This is a genomic window from Bradyrhizobium sp. 33ap4, from assembly GCF_032654765.1.
GTDB lineage: Bacteria > Pseudomonadota > Alphaproteobacteria > Rhizobiales > Xanthobacteraceae > Bradyrhizobium > Bradyrhizobium australafricanum.
Genome location: NZ_JAUMTJ010000050.1, coordinates 31,522 through 54,734 on the forward strand (window position 1 = coordinate 31,522; position 23,213 = coordinate 54,734).

Annotated in this window: 20 protein-coding genes and 1 riboswitch; of the genes, 16 read left to right on the forward strand and 4 right to left on the reverse strand. The window is 65.0% G+C overall.

Annotation, left to right across the window (positions count from 1 at the left end; genetic code table 11):
• The first annotated feature begins 113 nt into the window (after positions 1–113).
• Positions 114–309, forward strand: a riboswitch (cobalamin riboswitch).
• Between the two features lie 104 nt (positions 310–413).
• Together Q2M23_RS31425 and Q2M23_RS31430 are read left to right on the forward strand one after the other, a co-directional pair.
• Positions 414–2,696 (forward strand): TonB-dependent receptor, encoded by a 2,283-nt coding sequence (locus tag Q2M23_RS31425; RefSeq protein ID WP_316398112.1) that lies wholly within the window; start codon positions 414–416, stop codon positions 2,694–2,696.
• A 2-nt stretch (positions 2,697–2,698) separates the two neighbouring features.
• The gene (locus Q2M23_RS31430) at positions 2,699–4,198 is read left to right on the forward strand and encodes a PepSY domain-containing protein (RefSeq protein ID WP_316398113.1); all 1,500 of its coding nucleotides are present in this window, start codon (positions 2,699–2,701) and stop codon (positions 4,196–4,198) included.
• A 7-nt stretch (positions 4,199–4,205) separates the two neighbouring features.
• On the opposite strand, the gene Q2M23_RS31435 is transcribed toward Q2M23_RS31430, so the two are convergent.
• Both Q2M23_RS31435 and gspD read right to left on the reverse strand, forming a co-directional pair.
• The gene (locus Q2M23_RS31435) at positions 4,206–4,679 is read right to left on the reverse strand and encodes a tetratricopeptide repeat protein (protein WP_076827489.1); all 474 of its coding nucleotides are present in this window, start codon (positions 4,677–4,679) and stop codon (positions 4,206–4,208) included.
• 76 nt (positions 4,680–4,755) lie between these two features.
• On the reverse strand, positions 4,756–7,143 hold the full coding sequence (gene gspD, locus Q2M23_RS31440) for a type II secretion system secretin GspD (RefSeq protein WP_316398114.1): 2,388 nt from the start codon (positions 7,141–7,143) through the stop codon (positions 4,756–4,758).
• Between the two features lie 336 nt (positions 7,144–7,479).
• Here gspD and Q2M23_RS31445 point away from each other — a divergent pair, with 336 nt between their 5' ends.
• Genes Q2M23_RS31445 through Q2M23_RS31490 form a run of 10 tightly spaced genes read left to right on the forward strand, consistent with a single transcriptional unit; the run spans position 7,480 to position 15,665 of the window.
• Complete coding sequence (locus Q2M23_RS31445) at positions 7,480–9,156, forward strand: GspE/PulE family protein (RefSeq protein WP_316398115.1); 1,677 nt, start codon at positions 7,480–7,482, stop codon at positions 9,154–9,156.
• A 4-nt stretch (positions 9,157–9,160) separates the two neighbouring features.
• Complete coding sequence (locus tag Q2M23_RS31450; RefSeq protein WP_316398116.1) at positions 9,161–10,372, forward strand: type II secretion system F family protein; 1,212 nt, start codon at positions 9,161–9,163, stop codon at positions 10,370–10,372.
• A gap of 17 nt (positions 10,373–10,389) precedes the next feature.
• Positions 10,390–10,908, forward strand: coding sequence for a type II secretion system major pseudopilin GspG (gene gspG, locus Q2M23_RS31455; RefSeq protein ID WP_316398117.1), 519 nt, complete (start codon positions 10,390–10,392; stop codon positions 10,906–10,908).
• Between the two features lie 15 nt (positions 10,909–10,923).
• Complete coding sequence (locus Q2M23_RS31460; protein ID WP_316398118.1) at positions 10,924–11,388, forward strand: type II secretion system protein; 465 nt, start codon at positions 10,924–10,926, stop codon at positions 11,386–11,388.
• On the forward strand, positions 11,363–11,773 hold the full coding sequence (locus Q2M23_RS31465) for a prepilin-type N-terminal cleavage/methylation domain-containing protein (protein WP_316398119.1): 411 nt from the start codon (positions 11,363–11,365) through the stop codon (positions 11,771–11,773). Before Q2M23_RS31460 ends, Q2M23_RS31465 begins: the two co-directional genes overlap by 26 nt.
• On the forward strand, positions 11,770–12,477 hold the full coding sequence (locus Q2M23_RS31470; RefSeq protein WP_316398120.1) for a type II secretion system protein: 708 nt from the start codon (positions 11,770–11,772) through the stop codon (positions 12,475–12,477). The genes Q2M23_RS31465 and Q2M23_RS31470 overlap by 4 nt, the downstream gene beginning before the upstream one ends.
• Complete coding sequence (locus Q2M23_RS31475) at positions 12,477–13,391, forward strand: type II secretion system protein GspK (RefSeq protein ID WP_316398121.1); 915 nt, start codon at positions 12,477–12,479, stop codon at positions 13,389–13,391. The genes Q2M23_RS31470 and Q2M23_RS31475 overlap by 1 nt, the downstream gene beginning before the upstream one ends.
• Entirely contained in the window at positions 13,391–14,464 is a 1,074-nt protein-coding gene (locus Q2M23_RS31480) for a PilN domain-containing protein (protein WP_229190383.1), read from the forward strand. The genes Q2M23_RS31475 and Q2M23_RS31480 overlap by 1 nt, the downstream gene beginning before the upstream one ends.
• Complete coding sequence (gene gspM / locus Q2M23_RS31485; protein ID WP_316398122.1) at positions 14,461–15,024, forward strand: type II secretion system protein GspM; 564 nt, start codon at positions 14,461–14,463, stop codon at positions 15,022–15,024. The genes Q2M23_RS31480 and gspM overlap by 4 nt, the downstream gene beginning before the upstream one ends.
• Complete coding sequence (locus tag Q2M23_RS31490; protein ID WP_316398123.1) at positions 15,024–15,665, forward strand: hypothetical protein; 642 nt, start codon at positions 15,024–15,026, stop codon at positions 15,663–15,665. Before gspM ends, Q2M23_RS31490 begins: the two co-directional genes overlap by 1 nt.
• A 20-nt stretch (positions 15,666–15,685) precedes the next feature.
• Here the strand turns inward: Q2M23_RS31490 and Q2M23_RS31495 are convergent, their stop codons facing one another.
• The gene (locus tag Q2M23_RS31495) at positions 15,686–16,123 is read right to left on the reverse strand and encodes an A24 family peptidase (RefSeq protein ID WP_316398124.1); all 438 of its coding nucleotides are present in this window, start codon (positions 16,121–16,123) and stop codon (positions 15,686–15,688) included.
• Positions 16,124–16,421: 298 nt separating this feature from the next.
• On the opposite strand from Q2M23_RS31495, the gene Q2M23_RS31500 reads away from it, so the two are divergent.
• From Q2M23_RS31500 to Q2M23_RS31515, 4 genes are all read left to right on the forward strand, one after another.
• Positions 16,422–17,207 (forward strand): EfeM/EfeO family lipoprotein, encoded by a 786-nt coding sequence (locus Q2M23_RS31500; RefSeq protein ID WP_092080432.1) that lies wholly within the window; start codon positions 16,422–16,424, stop codon positions 17,205–17,207.
• Positions 17,204–18,580, forward strand: a complete 1,377-nt coding sequence (locus Q2M23_RS31505) for a cytochrome c peroxidase (protein WP_316398125.1) — start codon at positions 17,204–17,206, stop codon at positions 18,578–18,580. Before Q2M23_RS31500 ends, Q2M23_RS31505 begins: the two co-directional genes overlap by 4 nt.
• Before the next feature lie 243 nt (positions 18,581–18,823).
• On the forward strand, positions 18,824–20,875 hold the full coding sequence (locus tag Q2M23_RS31510; RefSeq protein ID WP_410469796.1) for an alkaline phosphatase family protein: 2,052 nt from the start codon (positions 18,824–18,826) through the stop codon (positions 20,873–20,875).
• A gap of 118 nt (positions 20,876–20,993) precedes the next feature.
• Complete coding sequence (locus Q2M23_RS31515) at positions 20,994–21,677, forward strand: hypothetical protein (protein ID WP_316398126.1); 684 nt, start codon at positions 20,994–20,996, stop codon at positions 21,675–21,677.
• A 12-nt stretch (positions 21,678–21,689) separates the two neighbouring features.
• On the opposite strand, the gene Q2M23_RS31520 is transcribed toward Q2M23_RS31515, so the two are convergent.
• A complete protein-coding gene (locus Q2M23_RS31520) occupies positions 21,690–23,120 on the reverse strand; it encodes a cytochrome c peroxidase (RefSeq protein ID WP_316398127.1) in 1,431 nt (476 codons plus the stop codon).
• Positions 23,121–23,213: the final 93 nt, after the last annotated feature.

A 23,213-nucleotide genomic window follows, 5' to 3' on the forward strand; every position in this document is an offset into this window, starting at 1 on the left:
GATGACGGGTTGCCTTTCGGCGTCAGCCCTCGACGTCGCTGTGTCATCGCCGCAGCAGCATCTCGCAAAGCATGTGTGCGACGATCATCGAATTGACAGCCCTGCCGGCACCACCTATCGTTTTTGCCGACGGTTCCCTTCGGGGATCAAAAGGGAATGCGGTGCGAGGGTAACCCCAATGCCGCAGCTGTCCCCGCAACTGTAAACGGCGAGCCTTTCGTCAATTTGCCACTGGGCCATCGGCCCGGGAAGGCGTCGACAGGCGATGACCCGTGAGCCAGGAGACCTGCCGTCAGTCGTGGTCACACGCGAGCACATCGGGCGGGGGCGTCCTGGTGGGATCGGAGCACTGCCTTTTCGGCAATGCGCCATCCGCGTTCGCGGTGACGTGCCACGTTACCGCGAGTCCTTTCATGTCTCCGTCCTCTCCCGTTGCGCGCAAATGGCGCCTCGGTCTTCTCTGCTCCCTGTCATCGCTGCTGTTGCCGGCCGAAGGCTCGGCACAAACGCCGCCACCAACCAGGCTCGATCCGATCGAGGTCGCGCCCTCGGCTGCGGCAAAGCCGAAGCCTGCGGCGCGCAGTCGTGACACGGCCGCCGCGGCGCGGCCACGGCCGAGGCCCGCGACGGCCGCCGCAGCCGGCAGCACGTCGCGCGCGGCTTCGTCGGGCACACCAGGGACGGCATCGCCGACGCTCAATGCCACCACGCAGGGCGGCACCGGCAGTCGTCTCAACCTGACGCCGCTGCAGACGCCGGCCAGCGTCGAGATCATCACGGCGCAGACCATCGCTGAACGCGGCCAGCATAATGTGCTCGATGCCGTCACCCAGGACGCGGCCGGGTTCGTCGCAACGCCGGCGCCAGGCAACGGCGGCCTGTCGTTCAGCACCCGCGGCTTTGCCGGCAGCAACTCGGTGATGACGCTGTATGACGGCACGCGCTTCTATATCGGCTCCGGCACGCTGACGTTCCCCTACGACACCTGGTCGACGCAGCGCATCGAAGTGCTGCGCGGCCCGGCCTCGGTGCTGTACGGCGAAGGCGCGATCGGCGGCGTCATCAACGTGATTCCGAAGAAGCCGCAGAGCACGCCCTATAACGAGGCCGAGGTTTCGCTCGACAGCAACATGACGCGGCGGCTCTCGGTGGACAGCACCGGTCCGATCAATCCCAATGTGTCGTACCGCATCAACGCCACCGGCAACATGTCGGACAGCTGGCTCGATCGCGACAAGACCTCGAACGCGGTGGTCTCCGCTGCCGTGCGGGTGCAGGCGTCGGACAATCTGGCCTTCACGCTGTCGGAGGACTACGGCGACCGCAGCCCGTCGCGCTATTTCGGCACGCCGCTGATCAACGGCTCGATCCAGGATGCGCTGCGCTTCAAGAACTACAACGCATTGGACAGCGCGATCCGCTATCAGGACAGCTGGACCCAGTTCAAGACCGAGTGGGACGTCGCCGACGGCATCAAGGTCAACAACACGCTGTATTATCTGACCAGCGAGCGGCACTGGCGCGACATCGAGAACTACACCTGGAATCCGAAGACCCAGCTGATCGATCGCACGAGCTATATCGAGATATTCCACGACCAGAAGCAGCTCGGCAACCGGATGGATACGACCTTCAGCGGCCACGTGTTCGGCCTTGCGAACCAGGTCGTCGCCGGGTTCGACGTCAACCGGATCGACTTCACCCATACCAACAACTCGCCCTATGGCGGCGCGTCCTCGGTCAATCCTTATGTGTTCGATCCCGGATCGTTCTTCGCCACGACGACGGCGACCACGCCGGGCTTCAACGCGATCGTCAATCAATACGCGCTGTTCGCCGAGGATCGGCTCTCGCTGACCGATCAGTTGTCGCTGGTGACCGGGGTCAGGTATGATCGCCCCGAAGTGGACCGCACCGACTACAAGACGCCGGCAAACAGTTTTGAGACGACGCTATCGGGCACTAGCTGGCGCGCGGGCCTCGTCTACGAGCCGATCAAGAACCTCGCGTTCTATGGCCAGTACGCGGTCGGCGTCGATCCGGTCAGCAATCTGATCTCACTGTCGACCACGCAGAAGACATTCCAGCTTGCGACCGGCAAGCAGACCGAGATCGGGGTCAAGCAGTCGTTCTGGGGCGGCCGCGGCGAGTGGACGCTGGCCGCCTACGAGATCGTCAAGACCGGGCTCACGATTCCCGATCCCGGCAACCCTACCGGCGGCGTGGCATTGCAGATCGGCCAGCAATCATCCCGCGGGGTCGAAGGATCGATCGGGCTCGCGCTGAACGACGGCTGGCGCGTCGACGCCAATCTTGCGCTGTTGCGCGCCAGATACGACAACAACAGCCAGGTGGTCGGCGGCAAGATCGTCAGCTTCAACGGCAATGTCCCGGTCAACGTGCCGCAGCAGGTCTCGAATGTCTGGCTGACCTGGGATTTCGCGCCCAACTGGTCGGTCTATGGCGGCGTGCAGATCGTCGGTGCGATGTACTCCGATCTTGCCAACACCCAGCTGCGGCCGGGCTACAACGTGGTCAATGGCGGCGTCAGGTGGAAGCCGGACGACCGCACCACGGTCGCGTTCCGCCTCTACAATCTGTTCGACAAGCCTTACGCGGTGACCTCGAACGGCACCGGGCAGTGGCTGCTCGGTGTGCCGCGTACCGCCGAATTGTCCGTCAACGTGAAGTTCTGACCATGCGCAACGCTCTGATCCGGCGCGGGCGGCGGTGGCTCTATATCGTCCATCGCTGGATCGGCATTGCGACGTGTCTCCTGTTCGCGATGTGGTTCATCTCCGGCCTCGTCATGATGTACGTGGCCTTTCCGCGCCTTACCGACAGCGAGCGCCTCGCCGCGCTTCCTGTCATTCCCTGGAGCAAGGTGCGGGTCACGCCTGATCGCGCGATGGCGATCGCAGGTGTCGAGCGTTATCCGCGTGACCTGCGGCTTTCGATGATGGACGACACGCCCGTCTATCGGGTGACCGGCTGGAAGGGAGGGACGATCACCATTTCGGCGACCGACGGCAGCGTGATTGACCGGATCACGCCGGACCAGGCGCTGGCCATTGCCGCTCATCATCCGCATGCCTTGCAGCCTCGCTTGATCGAAACGATCACGCGCGACCAATGGTCAGTCACGTCGCGCTTCGATCCGTTGCGGCCGCTCTATCTGATCGGCCTCGGTGACGCCGATGGCACCGAGCTCTATGTTTCCTCGCGCACCGGCGAGATCGCGCTCGACACCACACGTTGCGAGCGGATCTGGAATTGGCTCGGCTCGATCCCGCACTGGATCTATCCGACCGTGTTGCGCAAGGACGGTTCGCTGTGGCGCGACGTGGTGTTGTGGATCTCCGGCATCTGCCTCGTCGTCGCGGTCACCGGCTTCTGGATCGGCGTCCTCCGCCTGCGGCTGATGCGCCGCTACGCTGATGGCGCCATCTCGCCCTATCGCGGCTGGATGGCCTGGCATCACATCGCCGGCCTGATCGGCGGCATCTGCGTCTTGACCTGGATGTTTAGCGGCTGGCTGTCGCTCAATCCCGGCGGCGCGTTCTCCGGCCGCGGCGTCACCCGCGAGATCGCGATCGGCTACAGCGGCCATGACACGGCCGACATCGTCGCTGGCTTCCAGTCGTCGCCATCGATGCCTGCGGTGGAGGCCCGCTTCGTCTGGATCGGCGGACACCGGTTAATGTTGCTCGACGACGGCAACGGCGGCCGCAGCATCGCCGATCCTGTGACCGGTGCGCGGATGACCCTCTCGCGCGACGAGGTCATCGCTGCCGCCCGACACGCAATGCCCGGCGCTGCGATGACATCAGCGCGGCAGCTCGATGAACCCGACGCCTATTGGTACACGCTGCACCAGGCGCGCGAGCTTCCGGTATTGCGGATCGGGTTCGACGATCCCGCCCGCACCTGGCTGCACATCTCCCCCGTCACCGGCGAGATCCTCGAGCGCAGCGACGACAGCCGCCGGTCCTACCGCTGGCTGTTCAACGCGCTGCACAGCCTCGATGTCCCGCTGCTGCTGCGCATCTGGCCGGCGCGCGACGTCGTGGTGTGGCTGCTATCGGCGGCTGGTACGATTATCTCGATCAGCGGGATCGTGATCGGGTGGCGCCGGTTGCGGCGGCGGAAGGTACGAGGCAGGCGCGTGTCGGCGAGCCTCGTGCGCACACCTCCGTAAGGCGCGATTACTTGACGGTCAGGTGCACGTCCGGCGCCGGCCGATCGGGTGCCCATTCCAGTGCGAACCGCTGTCCGGCAATGATCTCATAGGTCGAAAGCTTGGATGCGACCGCATCGCGGAACCGGAGATAGACATCGCGCTGCCGCCCGTTCGAGCGGGCCGCAGCCAGATTGAGCCATTTGTAGGCCAGCACGAAATCCGTCGGAACGCCGTGACCCTTGTCGTACATCAGGCCGAGTTGGGCCTGCGCGAACGGGTCGCCCTGCACGGCGCCGCGATAGTAGCAGTCGGCGGCGGCTGCGTAGGCCTGCGGCACGCCGAAGCCGTGCTCGTACAAGAAGCCGAGCATGCCGAGGGCGCGCGGATTGCCGCGCTCGGCGGCCGGCGCGAGCTCCCGGGCCGCCCGGACATAGTCGCCGCGATGGAAGGCGGTCGATCCGCGCGCGACGCTGTCGGCGCTCGCGACAGAGGCGGTCATCGCCCAAAGTGCGATCGCAAGCGAAGCCGAGAGGCCCGTCCGTTGTGCGAGAACGCGGCGCATCCTGCTGCCCGGCTCAGTGATAGCTGGTGGTGATCGGCGCATTGGTCGATGTCGTGGCGATGCTGCCGCGCAATTTCGATCGAAGCTCCTCGGCCACGGTCTGGGCGTCGGAGCCGTTGCGGATGATCTGCGGGCGGATGAAGATGATCAGCTCGGTACGCTGGGTGCCGTTGCTCTGATGTCCGAAGGCGTCACCGAGGCCCGGAATCTGGTCGAGCACCGGAAGCGCGTTGCGGGCGCCGCTCTGCTGTTCGCTGATCAGGCCGGCCAGCAGCACGGTCTGACCGTTGGCCACCGAGATCTGGCTCTTGACCCGTCGCTCCGAAACGGTCGGCGTCAGGTTGACCGTGCTGCCGCTGCTTTGGGGAACGTTGCTGATCTCCTGCTCGACATCGAGCCGCACGGTGCCGTTCACGCTGACGCGTGGCGAGACCTTCAGGATGATGCCGGTGTTGCGATAGTCGATGGTGTTGACCACCGTGTTGCTCGTGGTCAGCACCGTCGCGCTGCCGGTCGAGACCGGGACGACGTCGCCGACCTGCAGGGTCGCGACCTGGTTGTTGATCACGACCAGCGAGGGATTGGACAGCACCTTGACGCTGGTGACGGCGTGCAGCGCATCCAGGATCAGGCTCGGCTGCGTTGTATTTCCGATCAGGAAGTTGAAGCCCGGGAAGCTCTGGTTGATGAAGGCATTGGTGAGCGACCCCGCGACCGAGACCGCGCCGGTGGTCGCGTCGGTGGTGGTCGCGGGAGCGGAAGTGGCCTGGGTGCCGAGGATCGAGCCGGTGTTCGGCTTCAGGCCGAGGTTCTGGCTGGTGAGATAGGTCTGCACGCCATAGGACAAGGTGTTGTTGAGCGTGACCTCGGCGATCGTCGCGTCGATCGCGACCTGGAGCTGCGGCTCGTCGATCTGCAGCAGGGTCGACTCGATAATGCGGTAGTTGGCCTGGTCGGCATAGATCAGGAGATTGTTGTTCACGACATCGGGCGTGATCCGGACGTCCTGCATGACGGGCTGCCCGTTGCCGCCGCCGGCACCGCGTCCGGCATCCAGCGCGGCATTGTTGCCCTGGCCCGGATTGTTGGGATTGTTCGCCTGCCCGCCGGCGCCGAATCCCTGGCCAAGGCCCTGGCCTGTTGCGCCTGTCCCCGACGTGCCGCGGGATGCGAAGCCGCTCATGCCTGAATTCGCGCCGTTGTTGTTGTTGAGCGACAGACGGTCGGCGACGCTCGAGGTCGACGAGGTGCCGGAGCCGGGCGCGAGCTGGCTGTCGGCACTGTCGAGCTGGTTGCCGGACGATCCGCCAAGGAACATGTCGGTCAGGACCCGCGCGATTTGGCGCGCATCGCCGTATTTGACGCGGTAGACATGGACCGAGGTCCGCGCCGTGTCGTTGCGGTCGAGGCGCTTGATCCAGGTCGCGGCCGTGTGCAGCATGTCGGGCTTCTTGGTCACGACCAGGATCGCGTTCAGGCGCGCGATCGGCATGAGCTTGATGACATTCTGGCTGAGGCCGTTCTCGCCGGAATCGACGATCTTCTCCAGCTCGGCAATGACAGGCGCGGGCGAGCCGCTCGAGATCGGGAAGATGCCGACGGATTGGCCGCGCATCCAGTCGACGTCGAAGCTGAGCACGGTATCGACCGCGGTGCGGCGCTCGGCGCCGGTGCCCTGGATCAGCAGCAGGTTGCGCGTCGTGTCGGCGCGGATCGCGCCGGCCCTGGTGGCGAAGCTGTCGGTCAGCTTCATGAGGGTCTGCGCCGACACATATTGCAGGGGGACCACCGAGATGCCGAATCCGGGTTCCGGATTGGCCGCCGCGGTATCGACGCGGCCGCCGCCGACGGCGTCGCCGAGCGGCGTCAGGCGATAGCCTGCCGTATCCTTGAGCAGCACAACGCCGCTCAGGCGGAGTGCGTTTTCAAGCACGAACACCATGTCGGACTTCGGCACCGGGCGGACCGACACCAGGCTGACCGTTCCCTGCACCCGCGGGTCGATGGTGTAGCCGACATGCAGGATGTCGCCGAGCACCACCTTGGCGACGGTCGCCACCGGCGTGCTCTCGAAATTCAGATCGAAGCCGTTGCCGTTCGACGCCGGTTGCGGCCGCGCGTCCGCGACCGCCGTCACTTCGCTTCCGTCATACATCGCCGCGCGGACGCTGCCGCTCTGGCTGCCGCCCGTCGCCGCCAGTGCGTTCACCGGTTGCGGCTGGCGCTGCGCCAGATCCAGCGAGCGCACCTTGTCGGTGACGTCGAGTTGGGATGCGTCCACGCTCTCGCCGACCGTCGCGGAATTGCAGGACGCCAACAGCCCCAGTGACGTCAAGGCAAAAATGGCTGCGAGGCCGCCACGGATCGTCGGGCAGCGGCCCACTGTGCCTACGCGTTGCATGAAGGCCCTTCGCTTTGACTAACTGAAATTTCGATTGCTTGCGACGATCGGTCCTGCCCCGGAGGGACTCTTAGCGATCGAACATGACAGAAATAAATTGGTTACATGATTGTCGTTCGCGACCTGCCCATCGCATCGCACCGAAATCGTGCTGCCGGCGCGCTGCTTGTGTCCGCGATGCCACCCTCAAAGTTTCTTGAGCGCGACGAATGATGTGACTTCGCACAGCTGTCACACTTCGGATCGATAACCGCACAATTGCCGGGAGCCGAACGCGACGGCACGCAGCGGCGCTTGGCACGAACTGATCCGGGATAGTGTGGCGGGATATCGAGAATGGCCAACGACCTGTCCGTTCGGTTCGTGGATTATCTGCGTCAGAACAATCACCTGGCGCCGAGCGATGGACCGGCTGAGCGGACCGGGCAGGGCGCCGATGTCAGGCAATTGAAGCTGTGGGAGGTCACCAGCCTCTCCCCGACCGAATTCGCCGACGAAGCCGCGCGCTTCTTTGCGCTCGGCCGCCTGACGCTCCAGGAGATGACCTCGGCCGAACCGCTGGCCGGGGCGTTCTCGCCGCGCTTCCTGCGCGAGACCATGGTCTATCCGTGCCGGGCGGCCGACGGGACCACGGTGCTCGCGGTCGTCGACCCGACCGATCAGGCGACGCTGCGCGCGGCACAGATCGTGCTTGGCGCTGATATCAATGTGAAAGTGGCATCGTCGGAAGACGTCGCCATCGCGCTGAACAACTCTTCCAGCACTGAAGAGGCCGAGGCCGCCGATAGCGCGGCGGCGCTGCCCCGCGAAGACGACATCGAGAGCCTGCGCGATCTCGCCAGCGGCGCGCCGGTGGTGCGCGCGGTCAACGATCTGATCGAAAAGGCGGTCGAGCTTCGCGCCAGCGACATCCATATCGAGCCGTTCTCCGGCGGGCTGATGGTGCGCTTACGGATCGATGGTCTGCTCCGGCCGGTCGCCGCGCTGTCGGGCGTGCTGCCCCAGGCGGTGGTCTCCCGCATCAAGATCATCGCCAACCTCAATATCGCCGAGCGCCGCCTGCCGCAGGACGGCGCGGCGCGGCTGCGGGCCGGTCGCACCGACATCGATATCCGCGTCGCGATCATGCCGACGCAGCACGGCGAATCCTGTGTCATCCGCATCCTGCCCAAGGATCGCGGCTTGCTGGTAGTCGAAAAGCTCGGGTTCTCCGAGCCTGACGAAGCCAAGCTGCGGCGGCTCCTGAAGCTGCCGCACGGCATGGTCGTGATCACGGGACCGACCGGCAGCGGCAAGACCACGACGCTGGCGACGATCCTGTCGATCCTCAATGAGCCGAGCCGCAAGATCCTGACCATCGAGGATCCGGTCGAATACGAGCTTCCCGGCGTCAACCAGTCCCAGATCAAGCCCGCGATCGGCCTGACCTTCGCCACCGCCCTGCGGTCCTTCGTTCGCCAGGACCCTGACGTGATCATGGTCGGTGAAGTCAGAGATTCCGAGACCGCGCATGTCGCGGTGCATGCGGCGCTGACCGGGCATCTGGTGCTGACGACGCTGCACACCGAGACCGCGGCTGCCGCGGTGCCGCGTCTGCTCGACCTCGGGGTCGAAGGCTATCTGTTGCGTTCGGTGCTGCGCGGCGTGATCGCGCAGCGTCTGGTCCGGCAACTCTGCGAGCGCTGCAAGACGGCGCGGCCGCTTGCAACAGCCGATTTCGCCGAGGACCCCCGGCTCGCCGCGCTCGGCTTCAAGGCCGACGAGATCATTCACGAGCCATGCGGCTGCGAGCGCTGCGGCGGGACCGGCTATCGCGGCCGCCTCGGCGTGTTCGAACTGCTCGAACTGTCCAATGAACTGCGCGAACTGATCGGGGAGCGAACCGACGGGCTGAAGATCGATACGATGGCGATCCGCTCGGGCATGACCACGATGCTCGACGACGGGGTCGCCAAATGCCGCGCCGGATTGACCTCGCCCGCCGAGATCCTCCGCGTCGCAACGGTGCGGTGACGCCGTGCCGAATTATCGCTATCGCGCTCTGACCCAGGCCGGCGAGATCGTGAACGGCACGATCTCCGCCCCGACGGCGGCCGAGGTGGCGCGGCGGATCGAATATCTCAAGCTGCTGCCGATCGAAACCACCGAGGACAAGCGCGCATCCGGCGCCGTCGGCGCCCGCAGCCTGTTCGGCGGGCCGAGCGCGGCCGAGGTCACTACGTTCACGCGTGATCTCGCACTGCTGCTCAAGGCCGGTGCGCGTCTCGACGATGCCTTGGAGCTGCTGTCGGGCGACGTGGACGTGGGCCGGATGCGTCCGGTGGTGGCGAAAATTCGCGCCGCCCTGCTCACCGGCGAGAGCTTCGCCGACGCGGTCGCCGATCATCCAACCCTGTTCCAGCCGATGTACATCGCCCTGGTCCGGGTGGGAGAAATCTCCGGCACGCTCGATTCTGTGCTGGAGATGCTGGGCACCGAGCGCGCGCGTTCCGAGCAGATGCGGCGCAAGCTGACCGACGCCATGCAATATCCGGCCTTCGTGCTGGTCGCGGCGTCCGGCGTGATGCTGTTCTTCCTGCTGTTCGTGCTGCCGCAATTCTCGACCGTGCTCGGCGATTTCGGCGGCAAGTCGGACACGGCGCTCGCCAGCTTCATCGCGGTGTCGGATTTCCTGCGCGCCAATGCCACCGCGGCAAGCCTGATCAGCGCGGCGACGATTGCGCTCGCATGGTGGCTGTTGCGGCAGTCGGGCGTCCGCGCCGCGCTGGTCAACGCCATCTCGCGGGTGCCGGGCATCAGCAGCGCCTTCCAGTTCTATCGCGCCAGCCTGTTCTGCCGCAATCTCGGCGTCCTGCTCGGCAGCGGCGTCAACCTCACCGCCGCGTTGCGCATCCTGGTCGACATCATGTCAGTGACCGGAAGCGAGGCGAACTGGACCGCCGCCGCCGACCGCGTCCGCCATGGCGGCAAATTGTCGGAAGCACTCGCCGTGGCGGACAGTCTGCCGCCGATGGCGGTCCGCATGCTGCGGCTCGGTGAAGAGACCGGGCAGCTGCCGGTGCTGGCCGGGCGGGTCGCGGAATTCTACGAAGCAAAATTGCAGCGCAGCCTGGACCGGGTCGTCGGCATCGTCGGTCCGCTGGCGATCATCACGATCAGCACCGTCGTCGGCGGACTGATCGTGTCGGTCATGACGGCGCTGCTCTCGGTCACGCAGCTAGTCGGTTAGAGCAGGGGTCATCGGCCATGATATCGCGCAACACCATCATAAAGGCATTCGCCACGCGAGTGGAACGCGCTCGCGCGCCGTCGCAAAGCCAGAGGCGTTCGGGGCAGGAGGGCTTCACGCTGGTCGAGATGCTGGTGGTGATCGCGATCATCGGCCTGATCATGGGGCTGATCGGCCCGCGCGTGCTCAACTATCTCAGCGAATCCAAGGTCAAGACCGCGCGCATTCAGTTGCAGAGCTTCTCCAGCGCGCTCGACCTGTTCTATCTCGACGCCGGGCGCTTCCCGTCCACGGCTGAGGGGCTTGCCGCGCTGGTGCGGCGCGCGCCGGGGGTCGCGGCCTGGAACGGCCCGTATCTGAAGGGCGGCAACGTGCCGAACGATCCCTGGAACCACCCCTATCTCTATCGCTCGCCCGGCGAGCACGGACCCTATGACATCGTCTCCTACGGCTCCGATGGTCAGGAAGGCGGCAGCGGCACCTCGGCCGATATCTCGCTCGAGAAGACCACCGCCGCCAACAACAACGACCAGTAAGGATGCATCGCAAGCATGAGTGACGCGACGCACCGCGGTTTCACCCTGCTCGAGATGGTGTGCGTGCTCGCCATCATCGCGCTGCTGGCGGCCGTGCTGCTTCCGTTCATTCCGCACCAGACCTCGCGATCGCGCCTGCAGGCCTATGCGTTGCAGACCGCGACGCTGCTGAAGGCGGATCGGAATGCCGCCATCGAGCGCAGCACCAGTGTTGCGACGCTGGTCGATGCGCCGAGCCGGGTGATCCACTCCGGCGCGTCGCGCATGACGGTGCGGATCCCCGAAGACGTGCGGTTCGATGCCGTGCTGCCGCAGAGCTGTCAGCGCCGCGCCGCACTGTCGACGATCCACTTCTTCGCCAATGGCGGTTCCTGCGGCGGCTCCATCGCGCTGACGCGGCTCGATGCGGGATATGAGGTCCGCGTCAACTGGCTTACCGGAAGGGTTGAAATCGTTGCTCGCGACGTCGCCGCCAACTAACCGCACTGATGCGGGGTTCACCATCATCGAGGTGCTGGTGGCGCTGGCGCTGGTGGCCGTCTCGATCGTTGCGATCGGCGCCGTCATGGGCGTCAAGACGCGCGGCGTGCGGGCGCTGGAGCAGCACGTGGCGCTGATGCAGGCGGTGCGCACCTTGATGACGGTCGGCATCCCGCCCCGCGCGGAATTGCAGTCGGGCACCTCGACGGGGCAGGCGGAGGGCTACCGCTGGACGATTGATGTCAGTCCGCTCGGTGGCAACTGGAAAGTGCCCGAGGGCAATGTGCCCTGGGCTCCGGAGCTGGTACGGATTCGCGTCAAATCTCCGGGCGGTGCGCTGTCCGACATTCGCACCGTGCGCCTGATGCCGAGGTCGTCGGAATGACCCGGGCATGGGCAGACCAGCGAACGGGCGAGCGCGGCTTCACGCTGATCGAGACCATCGTCGCGCTGGCGCTGATGGGGCTGTTGCTGTCGGCGCTCGCCAGCATCACGGCGCAGTGGCTGCCGAGCTGGAACAGGGGCCTCGACCGGATCCAGCGCAGCGAATTGATCGGGATCGCGCTGGAGCGGATCGGCGCCGATCTTGCGGCCGCGGAGTTCGTTGCCGCCAACCGCGACAGCCACAAGCCGCTGTTCGACGGATCGGAGTTGTCCGTGATGTTTGTGCGCACGTCGGTGGGGCCGAATGCCGGGCCGGGGCTCGACGTGGTGCGCCTTGGCGAGACGCGCGATCGCGGCGAGTTCGTCACGGTTCGCACGCAGACGCGGTTCACGCCGCTGGCTGACGGGGTGTCGCGGTCGGAACAGGTCCATCTCGCCAGCCCGGTGGTGCTGCTGCGCGCGCCCTATCGGCTGTCGTTCGCCTATGCCGGTGCTGACCGGGCCTGGAAGAGCGCGTGGAAGGACGCGGACAGACTGCCGGCGATGATCCGGCTGACCGTGCGCGACGCGGCGAGCCAGCGCGTCCTGTCGGTTTCGACCATCGCGCCGGTCCATGTCCAGATTCCGAGCGACTGCACCAAGCCGGACGGCAATTGCGGCGACAAGCAGAGTTCCGGCAGTGCCACCGATCAGGGGAAGACGTGATGGGCGCGTCCGGCAAGATCGGCCGATCGCCGGCCAATCGCGGTTTCGTCATCGTTGCGGTGCTCTGGATCCTGCTGGCGCTGTCGTCGCTGGCGATCATCTTCTCGGCCTATCTGGCCGCGTCGGCGCGCGCGCTGGCGGCCAGCGATCTGTCGTTGCAGACCGAGGCGCTGGTGTCGGCCGGGGTTGAGCTCACCGCCTATCAGCTGACGCTGACGGACGAGAAGACGAGGCCGCAGCAGGGGACGTTTCATTTCGGTCTCGACGATGCCAGCGTCGATGTCACCTTCACGTCGGAGGCCGGCCGCCTTGATCTGAATTATGCATCGAAGGAGATGCTGATCGGCCTGTTCGTCGTGCTCGGTGCCCGCAAGGACGCCGCCGCCGAATATGCCGACCGGATCGTCGGCTGGCGAACCCGGCCCGCGCCGGGCAGCGAGAACGTGGAGGCGGCGCGCTACAACGCGCTTGGCTATTCGCCGCGGCAGGGGCTGTTCACCCATGTCAACGAGCTGGCGCTGGTCGCCGGCATCCCCGAAGCGTTTGTCGATCGCGTGTTGCCATTCGTGACGGTGTTCAACGGCGGTCCGGACGTTGATCCGACCATTGCCGCGCCGGAAGTCGCTCTCGCCGTCGATAAGGCACCGGGGAAGGACCAGGACGGCTTCGGGGCGCGCCCGGCTTCGCCGAACGGAATCGCTGCCGGAACGCAGGCCCCAAGCCAGCAAAGCGCGGCATCGACGGCGCAGAGCCCGTGCTACCGGATCGCAATCTCGATCCGCTTCCGCAACGGTCACCGGACCACATCCGAGGCGGTGATCGCACTCGGTGACAAGGTCGAGCCCTATCGGGTGTTGTCCTGGCAAAACGACGTCGAGGCGCGAATTACGGCTCTGCCGCGCAGGAGAGGTTGATGGCAATGCTTGCCGAGGCACGGCAATGGTTCGAGCAATGGATCGCCGCGGTCGCGACGGCCGTCGACGGCGTCGCCGGCATGTTCATGCGCCGGCGCAGCATCGAGCTCGACGAGAATGGCGATGGTACGTTCACCGCCCGCCTCGCGGTCTCGAAGGATGGCTCGCCTTCGATGCCGGTTTCGTTCCGGCTCGATCACGATGCGCCGCAGCCTCCGCTGCCGGCGGAGTGGAAGACCGCGTTCGACGGCAGCCGCATCGAGGTGCGTTTGCGATCGGATCAAATCGTCAGCCGCGTGCTCGATTTCCCGAGCCAGGCAAGCGACTTCCTCGACGGCATGATCCGCGCACAGGTCGACCGGCTGACTCCATGGAGCGCTGCCGATGCCGTGTTTGGCTGGAGTTCGCCGCAACCGATCGCCAATGACCGCATCGAAGTCGCGTTCGGCGCGACCGCGGCGGCGAAGGTCGATCCGTTGATCCGGATGGCGAGGATGCTCGGCGCCGCCTCCGTCGCGGTCTTCGCGCCGGCGGTTGGCGGCGACGGCGCCGCGCAGCAGGTGACGCTGCTCGACAAGTCGCTGCGCGGCCTTGCCGGGCCTTCGGTTCCGCGCCTGTTGCGCGTCGGCCTGGTCTCGACAGCGGCCGCGGCCGCGGGCTCGCTGCTGCTGAACATCTATCTCGGCGGGCGGCTGCAATCCGAGCAGGACGATCTGCAACACCGGATCGCGCAGCGCCGCGCCGCGCTGCGTCTCGATGCCAATGGCGACTCGTCCGGGCTCGGCCTGCTGGCCAAGCGCAAGCAGACGACGCCGTCGAGCGTCATGGTCCTGGAAGCGGTCTCGCGCGTGCTGCCCGACACGACCTATGTGACGGAACTTCGCATCGAGGGCAACAAGGTGCAGGTGGTGGGGCTGACCCAGGATGCGCCGTCCCTGATCCGGCTGCTGGAACAGTCGCCGCAATTCACCCGCGCGACGTTCTTCGCGCCGACGACGCGCGCGGCGAATGAATCGGCCGAGCGGTTCCACGTTGAGGCCAACATCACTGCTTATTTTGGGTCCGGCTCATGAGCGCAGCATCCCGATCGCTGACCGCTGTCAGCACCTCGCCAATGGTCGCGACCGCGAGCTATCTCGGCCTGTTCGTGCTGCTGCTCTTTGTCGTCATCTCGTCAATCTCCGACATCATCGGCCTGCGCAGCGATGTCGCGGCAGCGGCCGGAATGCTCGAGCAACTGGAGGGGAGATCCAGGGCGAATACCGCGCCCGGTCAGCCGCCGATGCCGACCGGCTCGGCCTATCTCGAGGGGGCGACCGTCACGGTGGCCGGCGCCACCTTGCTGCAACGGGTGTCGGGTGCGGTGATCAAGGCCGGCGGCAACGTGCTGTCGACGCAGCTCGACGTTCCGAACGCGCCGGCCAAGGCCGGCTTCATCAGCATGGTCGCGAGCAGCGAGATCGAGCAAGCGCAATTGCAGCAGGTGCTCTACGATCTGGAAGCCGGCATGCCGTTTTTGTTCATCGACCAACTGGTCGTGCAACCCGTCGCCGACGAGGCCGCCAAGGGCGCCGATCCCGGCAAGCTGCGCGTGCTGCTCGGCGTCTCCGGACAATGGCGAGGAGCCAAATGATGCGACGCTTCGCTGCGACCATCGTGCTGTTGGCGGTGTCGGCCTATTCGGCGCCGGCTGCGGTGCCTGCCTCGTCCGGCGATGCATTGGACGCCGGGATGCTCGACGATACACGCCTCGGTGGACCGGTGCTGAGTTCACCGCCGCCGTCCGAACCGGTGACGTCGGTCCGGGTGGCCCCGTCGCCGGCACCGACACCCCGGCCGCTCAGCGCCAATCCGTTGTGGGGCATCCCGCTCAAGACACTGTCCAACACGCGCGACCGGCCGGTGTTCTCGCCGTCGCGGCGACCGCCACCTGCCGTCGTTGCGGAACCGGAGGTCAGCAAGCCAGCGCCGCCGCCGCGCAAGGTCGCGATCGAGCCACCGCCGCTGTCGCTGGTCGGCACGATTGCGGGAGATGACGAAAGCTTCGGGATCTTTCTCGATCAGTCGAACAAGACGGCGCTGCGGCTGAAGATCGGCGATGACTTCCAGGGATGGAAGCTGCGGTCCATCAACGGCCGCGAAGTCACGATGCAGAAGGACGATCAGGGGGCAGTGCTCACATTGCCCCAGCCCGGCGGCGACGAGAGCGGCGATGTCCGCCTGGTTCCGGTCAGCACCGAAAGGAAGCCCTTGGCCGCGCGGCGCCAGATGTGACCGCGCGTCGGACCGAGATGCTAGTTCAACGCGAGCCAGCTCTGAAGGGCCGGCGTCACGAGAAGCCCGAGCGCCAGAAACGGGCCGAACGGGATCGAGGTCTGGCGCTTCATCTCGTGACCTGCGAGTTGCAGGCCGCCGGCAACACCGAGCGCCGCGAGTGCCGCGATCAGCAGCAAGGTCGGAACGCCTGTCGCGCCGACCCAGATCGCCGCGGCGGCAAGAAACTTGACGTCGCCAAGTCCCAATCCGTCGACTTGCCGCAAGGCGAAGTAAACACGCTGCAATAGAAGGAACACGATGCCGACCAGGACCGCGATCGCCATGGCGGTGAAGGCGGCCATCGTGCCTTCGGTGACGACGACGTTGGCGAGACCGAGCGCCGCGATCGCAAGGTTCAGCCAATTCGGGATGATGCCGTGGCGAAGATCGATCAGCGCGACCGCGCAGCAAAGCATGCAAAGCGCGCCGTAAGATCCGATAAAATAGAGAGCTTCGCGATCAATCTGCATGGCGACGGACAAGTGTGACGGGTGCGAACGTTGTGTTGCAACAACTCACGCGCGTTGAACAGTCCAATTTCAATCCGTCTGCAGCAGTGCGAACGAGTTTGCAAAATTGTGATCGTCATCGACGATCGCAAAGCAGAAAAGATGCGACAAAAAGTCTGCGCTGTCACAAATCCGCATAGGATACCGACAATAGTTCGCCCCGCTACATGCCGCGAGCCCTTCGTGGCAGACGAGTGGGTTGACTATGCACAAGATGCAAGTGGCGGCGTGCCTTGCTTTGCTGGCAGCGTTCGCCGGCGTGCGCGCCGCGAATGCCGGCGCTCTCGAGGAGGGCGCCGAGCGCTACCGGCCATATTTGATCGAGGGCGTCGCCAGTGCGCTGACAGGCGCGCGTGCGCTGCGCGAGCGCGCCGCGGCGGCGGATTTGCCCGGAGCGAAGAAGGCCTGGCTGTCGGCGCGCGCCGGCTGGGAGCGCTCGGAGGTGTTCACCGCGGGCTTCGTGCCTGAGCTTGACGCGCAGATCGACGCCTGGCCCAACGCGGACAGCGGGTTCCACGCCATCGAGGCGAAACTGTTCGGGGCTGCCAGCACCGACGTTGCCACCGATGCGACCGGCCTTGTCGAGCATCTGAACGATCTCCACGGCAAGCTCAAGGATATCAAGCTGACGCCGCAGGGCCTTCTGGATGGCACGGTGCGGCTTGCCTACGAAGTCGGAGAGAGCAAGGCGGATGGCGGCGAGTCGCGCATCAGCGGCACCTCGCTGGACGACATGCGCAACAACATCGCCGGCATCGACTTCGCCTACCACACGATCTTTTCGGCCGCGCTCAACACGGTCGACGGCAAGCTCGACGAGATGGTAACCAACCGGATCGAACAGCTCGAAGCGATTGTCGCCACGCCCGACCTGCCGCATGTCAACATTGCCGAACTGCGCCAGACCAGTGAGGAACTGGTGGTTGCGCTGCAGAGCGCCTCGGCAAAGCTCGGGCTGCAGCGGCCGACCCTGGAGGCCCAGGCGCGATGACATCGCTTCACCTGCGTCTGGCCACGCTGCTCTCCGGTGTCATCGCCCTGGCACTGCTCGGGCGTGCGGTGGCGTTTCCGGTCGACGGTGACAAGACCGTGCTGCCTGTCGCGACCGAACTGAACGAGGATGCGCTCGACAAGCCGCGCGAGGTGTTCCAGTCCGAGCGGACCGGAGCCAAGTCGTATCTGGTGAATCTCGGCGATCTCGCATTCAATTCGCCCGGGCTGCTCGGTGACGTGGCGCGGCAGGCCGGCGTGAGCTGCGGCACCTGCCACGTCAATGGCGCGAATAACGCCAAATTCTTCATGCCGAAGATGTCGAGCCGGCCCGGCACGTTCGACACCACCGGTCCGCTGTTCAATCCGAAGGCCAACAATCTGGCGTTCGATCCCGTGCGGATCCCGAGCCTGCGCGGCGCCCGCTATCTTGCGCCCTACGGCGCCGACGGCCGCTTCGCCTCGCTGCGCGACTTCGTCCACAACGTCATCACCAACGAGTTCGCAGGTCCCGAGCCGTCGCCGGCAACGCTCGATGCGATCGTGGCGTATATTCACGACATCGACTTCCTGCCCAATCCGAGCCTTGGTCCCGCCGGACGGCTGGCCGGCAAGATCAGCGACGCGGAGCGCCGCGGCGAAGCGCTGTTCGCGAAGCCGTTCCCGCACGATCCATCATTGAGCTGCGCGGGATGCCACGTTCCGTCGTCCGGCTTTGTCGATCACCAGCAGCACGATGTCGGTTCGGGCGGACTGTTCAAGACGCCGACGCTGCGCAATGCCGATTTCAACGCGCCGTACTTTCACGACGGCCGCTTCGACAATTACGACCAGGTCGTCGATTATTTCGACCGGACCTTTCAGCTCGAGCTCTCGGCGCAGGACAAGGGCGACCTCGTCGCCTATCTCACGGCAGTCGGCGATGGCGTTCAGCCCTATGAGCGCGACGGCGCCGGGGCAACGCTGAAGGAGATCAACGATTTCTCGACGGTGCTCGCGACCGCGATTCCGTCCGGTGACAAGGACATCGTCGCGCTGGCGGTCGATACGATCGGCCGCGAGTTGCGCGAGTTGACCGAGCAATATCCCGACCGCAAGAACACCAGCGTCTCGGGCGGCGAGCAGCAGCGCGTACTTGCGCGCAACGGCCTCAAGGAGCTCGTGCTCACGCTGCGGCGAATCGAGATGGCGGCTGCGGCAGGGCGCAACGCGGATGCCGCAACCGAGTTCAGGAATTATCGCAATCTGATGGCTGCTGCAGTGCCTGCGCTGTTGGCCAGCGCCGAGCCATGGTCGCTATTCAATCAAGGCGTGCATGACCAGCATTATGCTGCGCTTCGCCAGGTGATGCGCTCCAAGCACCTTTCGCACTGATTGCGTTGTATTGAAGTGATTTTGCGATCTGCGCTGCGGCGCGGATGCTCGATCAATTTTCGATCATTGGTTGCATGATTGAATCGTGGAGATGCACCGCGCGGCGGCAGATGTCTCCTCAGAAAATATTTGAACGTTTCGAAATTTCTTGCGCGCTTTCATGTAAGCGAAAACCATGCGTCATATTGTCGCACTAAGCAGTGTGTGTTGCTAACCGCAAACACCCTGAGGTCGACAATGAGTTTGAATTACAAAAAGCACTGGCGAACCAGCACCGCGCTCTGCATCGCGTCAACGGTGCTCGTCGCAACGGCCGCATATGCCGCTCACTATCCGGGCGGTCGCAGTGATTGGGACAAGCGTCCGCATCACAATCACCAGGCGCACGAAGAGGGCGATCGTGCGAATCATGAGAACCATGGCCATCATGGTGACGGCGATCACGGCGTGAAGACCGCGTCGCCGATCAAGCACGTCATCATCCTGATCGGTGAGAACCGCGGCCTCGATCACACCTTCGGTATCTACAAGCCGAAGGGCAAGGGACAGACCATCTCCAACCTGTTGTCGAAGGGCATCGTCAACGAGGATGGAACGCCGGGACCGAACTTTGCGCAGGCGCAGCAGTCCTCGGTCGCGGGCCAGCCCTTGTACTATATCGGCGCACCGACCATCGCGAAGTCGCCCTACAACGCGACCAACCCGATGCCGCAGCCGAACACGGCCGGCACGCCGACCGCGCAGAGCGACACCGCGCCCCCGTTCAAGACGATCGCCGAAGCCAGCGTCGAGAAGGACATGGACCCGGCCGATCTCGATATCCTCACCACCGGCTTCAGCGGCCTGCCGACCGGTGTGCTGGATACCCGCATTCCCGGCGCCGGCGGTCTGAACGGACCGTTCCAGTTGCAGGGTGAGCAGATCAGCGACGACGACTACACCGGCGACTCGACGCATCGCTTCTACCAGGATTGGCAGCAGGAAGACTGCAGCGCCGCCAACGCCACCAAGAAGAACAATTCGGGCTGCCTGAACGATCTGTTCCCGTTCGTGATGGCGACCTATTCGGCGTCCAACAAGAGCATGGCCAACTCGATGGGCTACTACAACGCCCAGCAGGGTCAGGCTCCGGTCCTGAAGATGCTGGCCGACCGCTTCACCCTGAGCGACAACTTCCACCAGTCGTTCCATGGCGGCACCGGCGCGAACCACTTCATGCTCGGTACCGGTGACGCGGCCTTCTGGAGCGACGGAAAGGGCAATCCGGTGACGCCGCCGGCCAACCTGATCGCCAATCCGAATCCGGTCGCGGGTTCGGTCAACCGCTACACCGTCGATGGCAATTGGAGCAATTGCTCTGATGTCTTCCAGCCCGGCGTCAAGCCGATCGTCACCTACCTCAACAATCTGCCATACGCGGCGGAGCCGAACTGCAAGCCCAACCACTACTACATGCTCAACAACGTCAACCCGGGCTATCTGCCGAACGGCGCGCTGTCGGGTGGCAACAACGTGCCGCCGTCGTCGGTTCGCACGATCGGCGATGCGCTCATGGAGAAGAACGTCTCCTGGGCGTTCTACGGTGGCGCGTTCAACGACGCCGTGGCGCTTTCCAACGCCGCGGTTGCCGCCAATCCGTCGAACCCCAACCTCAGCGCCGCTGCGGTCGCCGATCCGGCGCACGCGCTCGGCGTTGCCTACTGCCAGATCTGCAATCCGTTCCAGTATGCGACCTCGATCATGGCTAACCCGGCCGTGCGTCAGGCTCACATGAAGGACACTGCCGATCTGATCACGGCGATCCAGAACAACACGCTGCCTGCGGTGTCGTTCGGCAAGCCGGACGGCCTGCTCGACGGTCATCCGCAGAGCTCGAAGGTTGACCTGTTCGAGGCCTATGTCCTGAACGTGCTCAACTCGCTGGACAACAACCCGGAGCTGAAGGCTGAAACCGCTGTCTTCATCACCTGGGACGAGGCCGGCGGCTATTGGGACTCCGGCTACCAGCAGTCCATCGACTTCTTCGGCGACGGACCGCGCATTCCGACCCTGATCCTTTCGCCCTATTCGACGGGCGGCAAGGTCAACCACAACTACGCCGACCACGTTTCGCTGCTGAAGTTCATCGAGCGCAACTGGGCTCTCCAGCCGCTCACGAACCGCAGCCGCGACAACCTGCCGAACCCGACCTACTCGAAGAACAACGAGTATGTTCCGACCAACAGCCCGGCATTGTCTGATATGTTCGACGCGTTCGACTTCAGCAAGCCGGTCACGTTGTCCTACACCGAGTGATCAAGCTCTCGCCCACGGCGAGGTCTTGACTGCGTCCAAGGGCGGCGCCGATCGAACCAATGGTTCGGTCGGCGCCGTCATGTTCTGTCCCTGCCACCTGATCGACCGGAGACATGCGATGAAACGCAATAAGACGTGCGCGATCAGCAGCAGCGTCGTGGCCAGCCTGCTTGCCGTCGCCATCCTGGCCGGCGCGGCGATCCCTGCCATGGCGCAGCAGTTTTCCGCCGACCTCGTCGCGAACAAGGACGACACGGCAACCGCCATGGGAGCCTTGCGGGTCTCGGGCGGAAGAGCACGGATCGAGACAAGCACGCTGTCCGACGGCTTCTTCCTGATCGATACGGGTAAGCCCGCAGCCTATTTCGTCCGTCCGGCGGCACGGGTTTACATGGACGCGCGGCAATCGAGTCCGCTCACCCGGATGTTCATTCCGGTCGATCCGGATGATCCCTGCCGGCAATGGCTGGCGATGGCGCAGCTGTCCGCGCCGATCGACCTCGCGACGTGGCACTGCCAGCGCGATGGAGCGGAAAGGATCGGGGGGCACGACACCGACGTCTTTCGAATCGCCGCGCCGTCCGGTTTGAGCTTTGTCGGCTGGATCGACCGCGCGCGCAGATTTCCGGTACGGATCAAGACCGCGGATGGGACGGTGATCGCTGCCGATCACATCCGCGACGAGCCGCAGCCGGCGCAGACGTTTGAAATCCCCGCAGGCTTGCGCAAGTTCGACCCGCAAGCGCTGATCCGTCGGATCCAGCAGAGTGACGTATGGGTTGAGCCGCCGGCTTCGGAGTGAGCACGCTGTCCGTTATTGCGACTGCTGGCTTGTCACCGGCAGGATCCGGCCGAGCGCGGTGTAGTGCGACTGATGCACGTTGCTGTTGAACAGCGACCAGGGTTCGGCCTTTTTCAGAGCGACGGGTACGTCGAAGTGCACCAGCTGCGCAAAGTTGCCATATTCGGCCATCGCATCGTCGATACGGCCGGCGCCGACGTCGAGATCGATGCGGCGCAGGGTGAGAACGAGGTCCTTCAGGATCGCGCGCGCCGCCAGCCGCTCGTCCTTGCCACCGATCGCGGTGTTCCTGATGTCCGGGATGCGCTCGGTCAGTTCGCGCAGTTCGGCCCCGACCCCGGTCACGGCCAGTGACACCACCGCGGTGTCGGCAGCCGGGATCGCGACCTCGAGGACGCTCGAGAGCTCGAGCACCTCTTTCATCCGGAGCATGACGCCGTCCTTGTCGAACGGGCGTTCGCCGTCGCCGACCGCATTCAGATAGGCCACGAGGTCCTGGGTGTCCTGGGTTGACAGTTCGAGGTCGAACACACGATCGAAATGATCGACCACCTGTTCATAGCTGTCGTAGCGGCCATCGTGGAAATACGGGGCGTTGAAGTTGGCGTTCAGCAAAGTCGGGGTCTTGACCAGTCCACCGGATCCGACGTCGTGGCGCATCTGGTCGTTGAAGGTTCCACCCGGAACATGACAACCGGCGCAGCTCAGCTCGGCCTGCTTCGGGAACGGCTTGAAGAACAGCTCTTCGCCGCGGCGCTCGGCCAGGCTCGCCTGCGCGGCAAGCCTGCCGCCGGGCGCAATCTTCGGATTGGGGAGGAAATCGATATCGTTGATATAGGCGACCAGGCCGTCGAGAACCTCGTCACGCGGCTTCGGACCGGAAAATTCATTGACGATGACATTGTAGACGAAGTCGCGCAGCGAGGTGATGCGTCCGTCATGTCCGTAGGGGGCGAGGAAGCGGGCGCCGCGCAGGCTCGGAATCCTCACCGGATCGAGGATGCTGTTGAACGTCTTCGCGTTGAAGACAAGGCTGGTCGTATCGAAGGTGCCCGGCCGGGAGGATGCGCCCGGAACGAACAGTTTCGGGTTCGATGCGCCGTTGACGTGACAGGTGCCGCAGCTCATCTCGGCCTGACGCGCCTTGCCGCCGAGGATGGAAGGCGAGTTGAACGCGAGATCGCCGAGATTGACCAAATAGGACTTTCGCCCACCGACGGCTTCGGAATGAAAGAGTTCGCGCGGCCGCGCCAGCGCCTCCTCGGAAAATTCAGTGCCGGCCGGCAGCACGGTCTGGTCGCCGCCGAGCGGGAACGCCGTCGCGCGCAACGGGAGCAGGGCAACGACGAGCGCCAGCCACGCGCCCCGTGCCGGTCTGACGCCGCGATCGGCGGCTGTCGCGCGATGTTTTCCGGAGCCGGACGCCAGAATATCCCAAGCCATCGCGCGGAAACGTCCCTGTCACAAATGTATATGCGCTGCCGCGCGTCGGAAGATGTCACGGAGGTGACAGTTTCCTGTCGGCAGGATCAATGA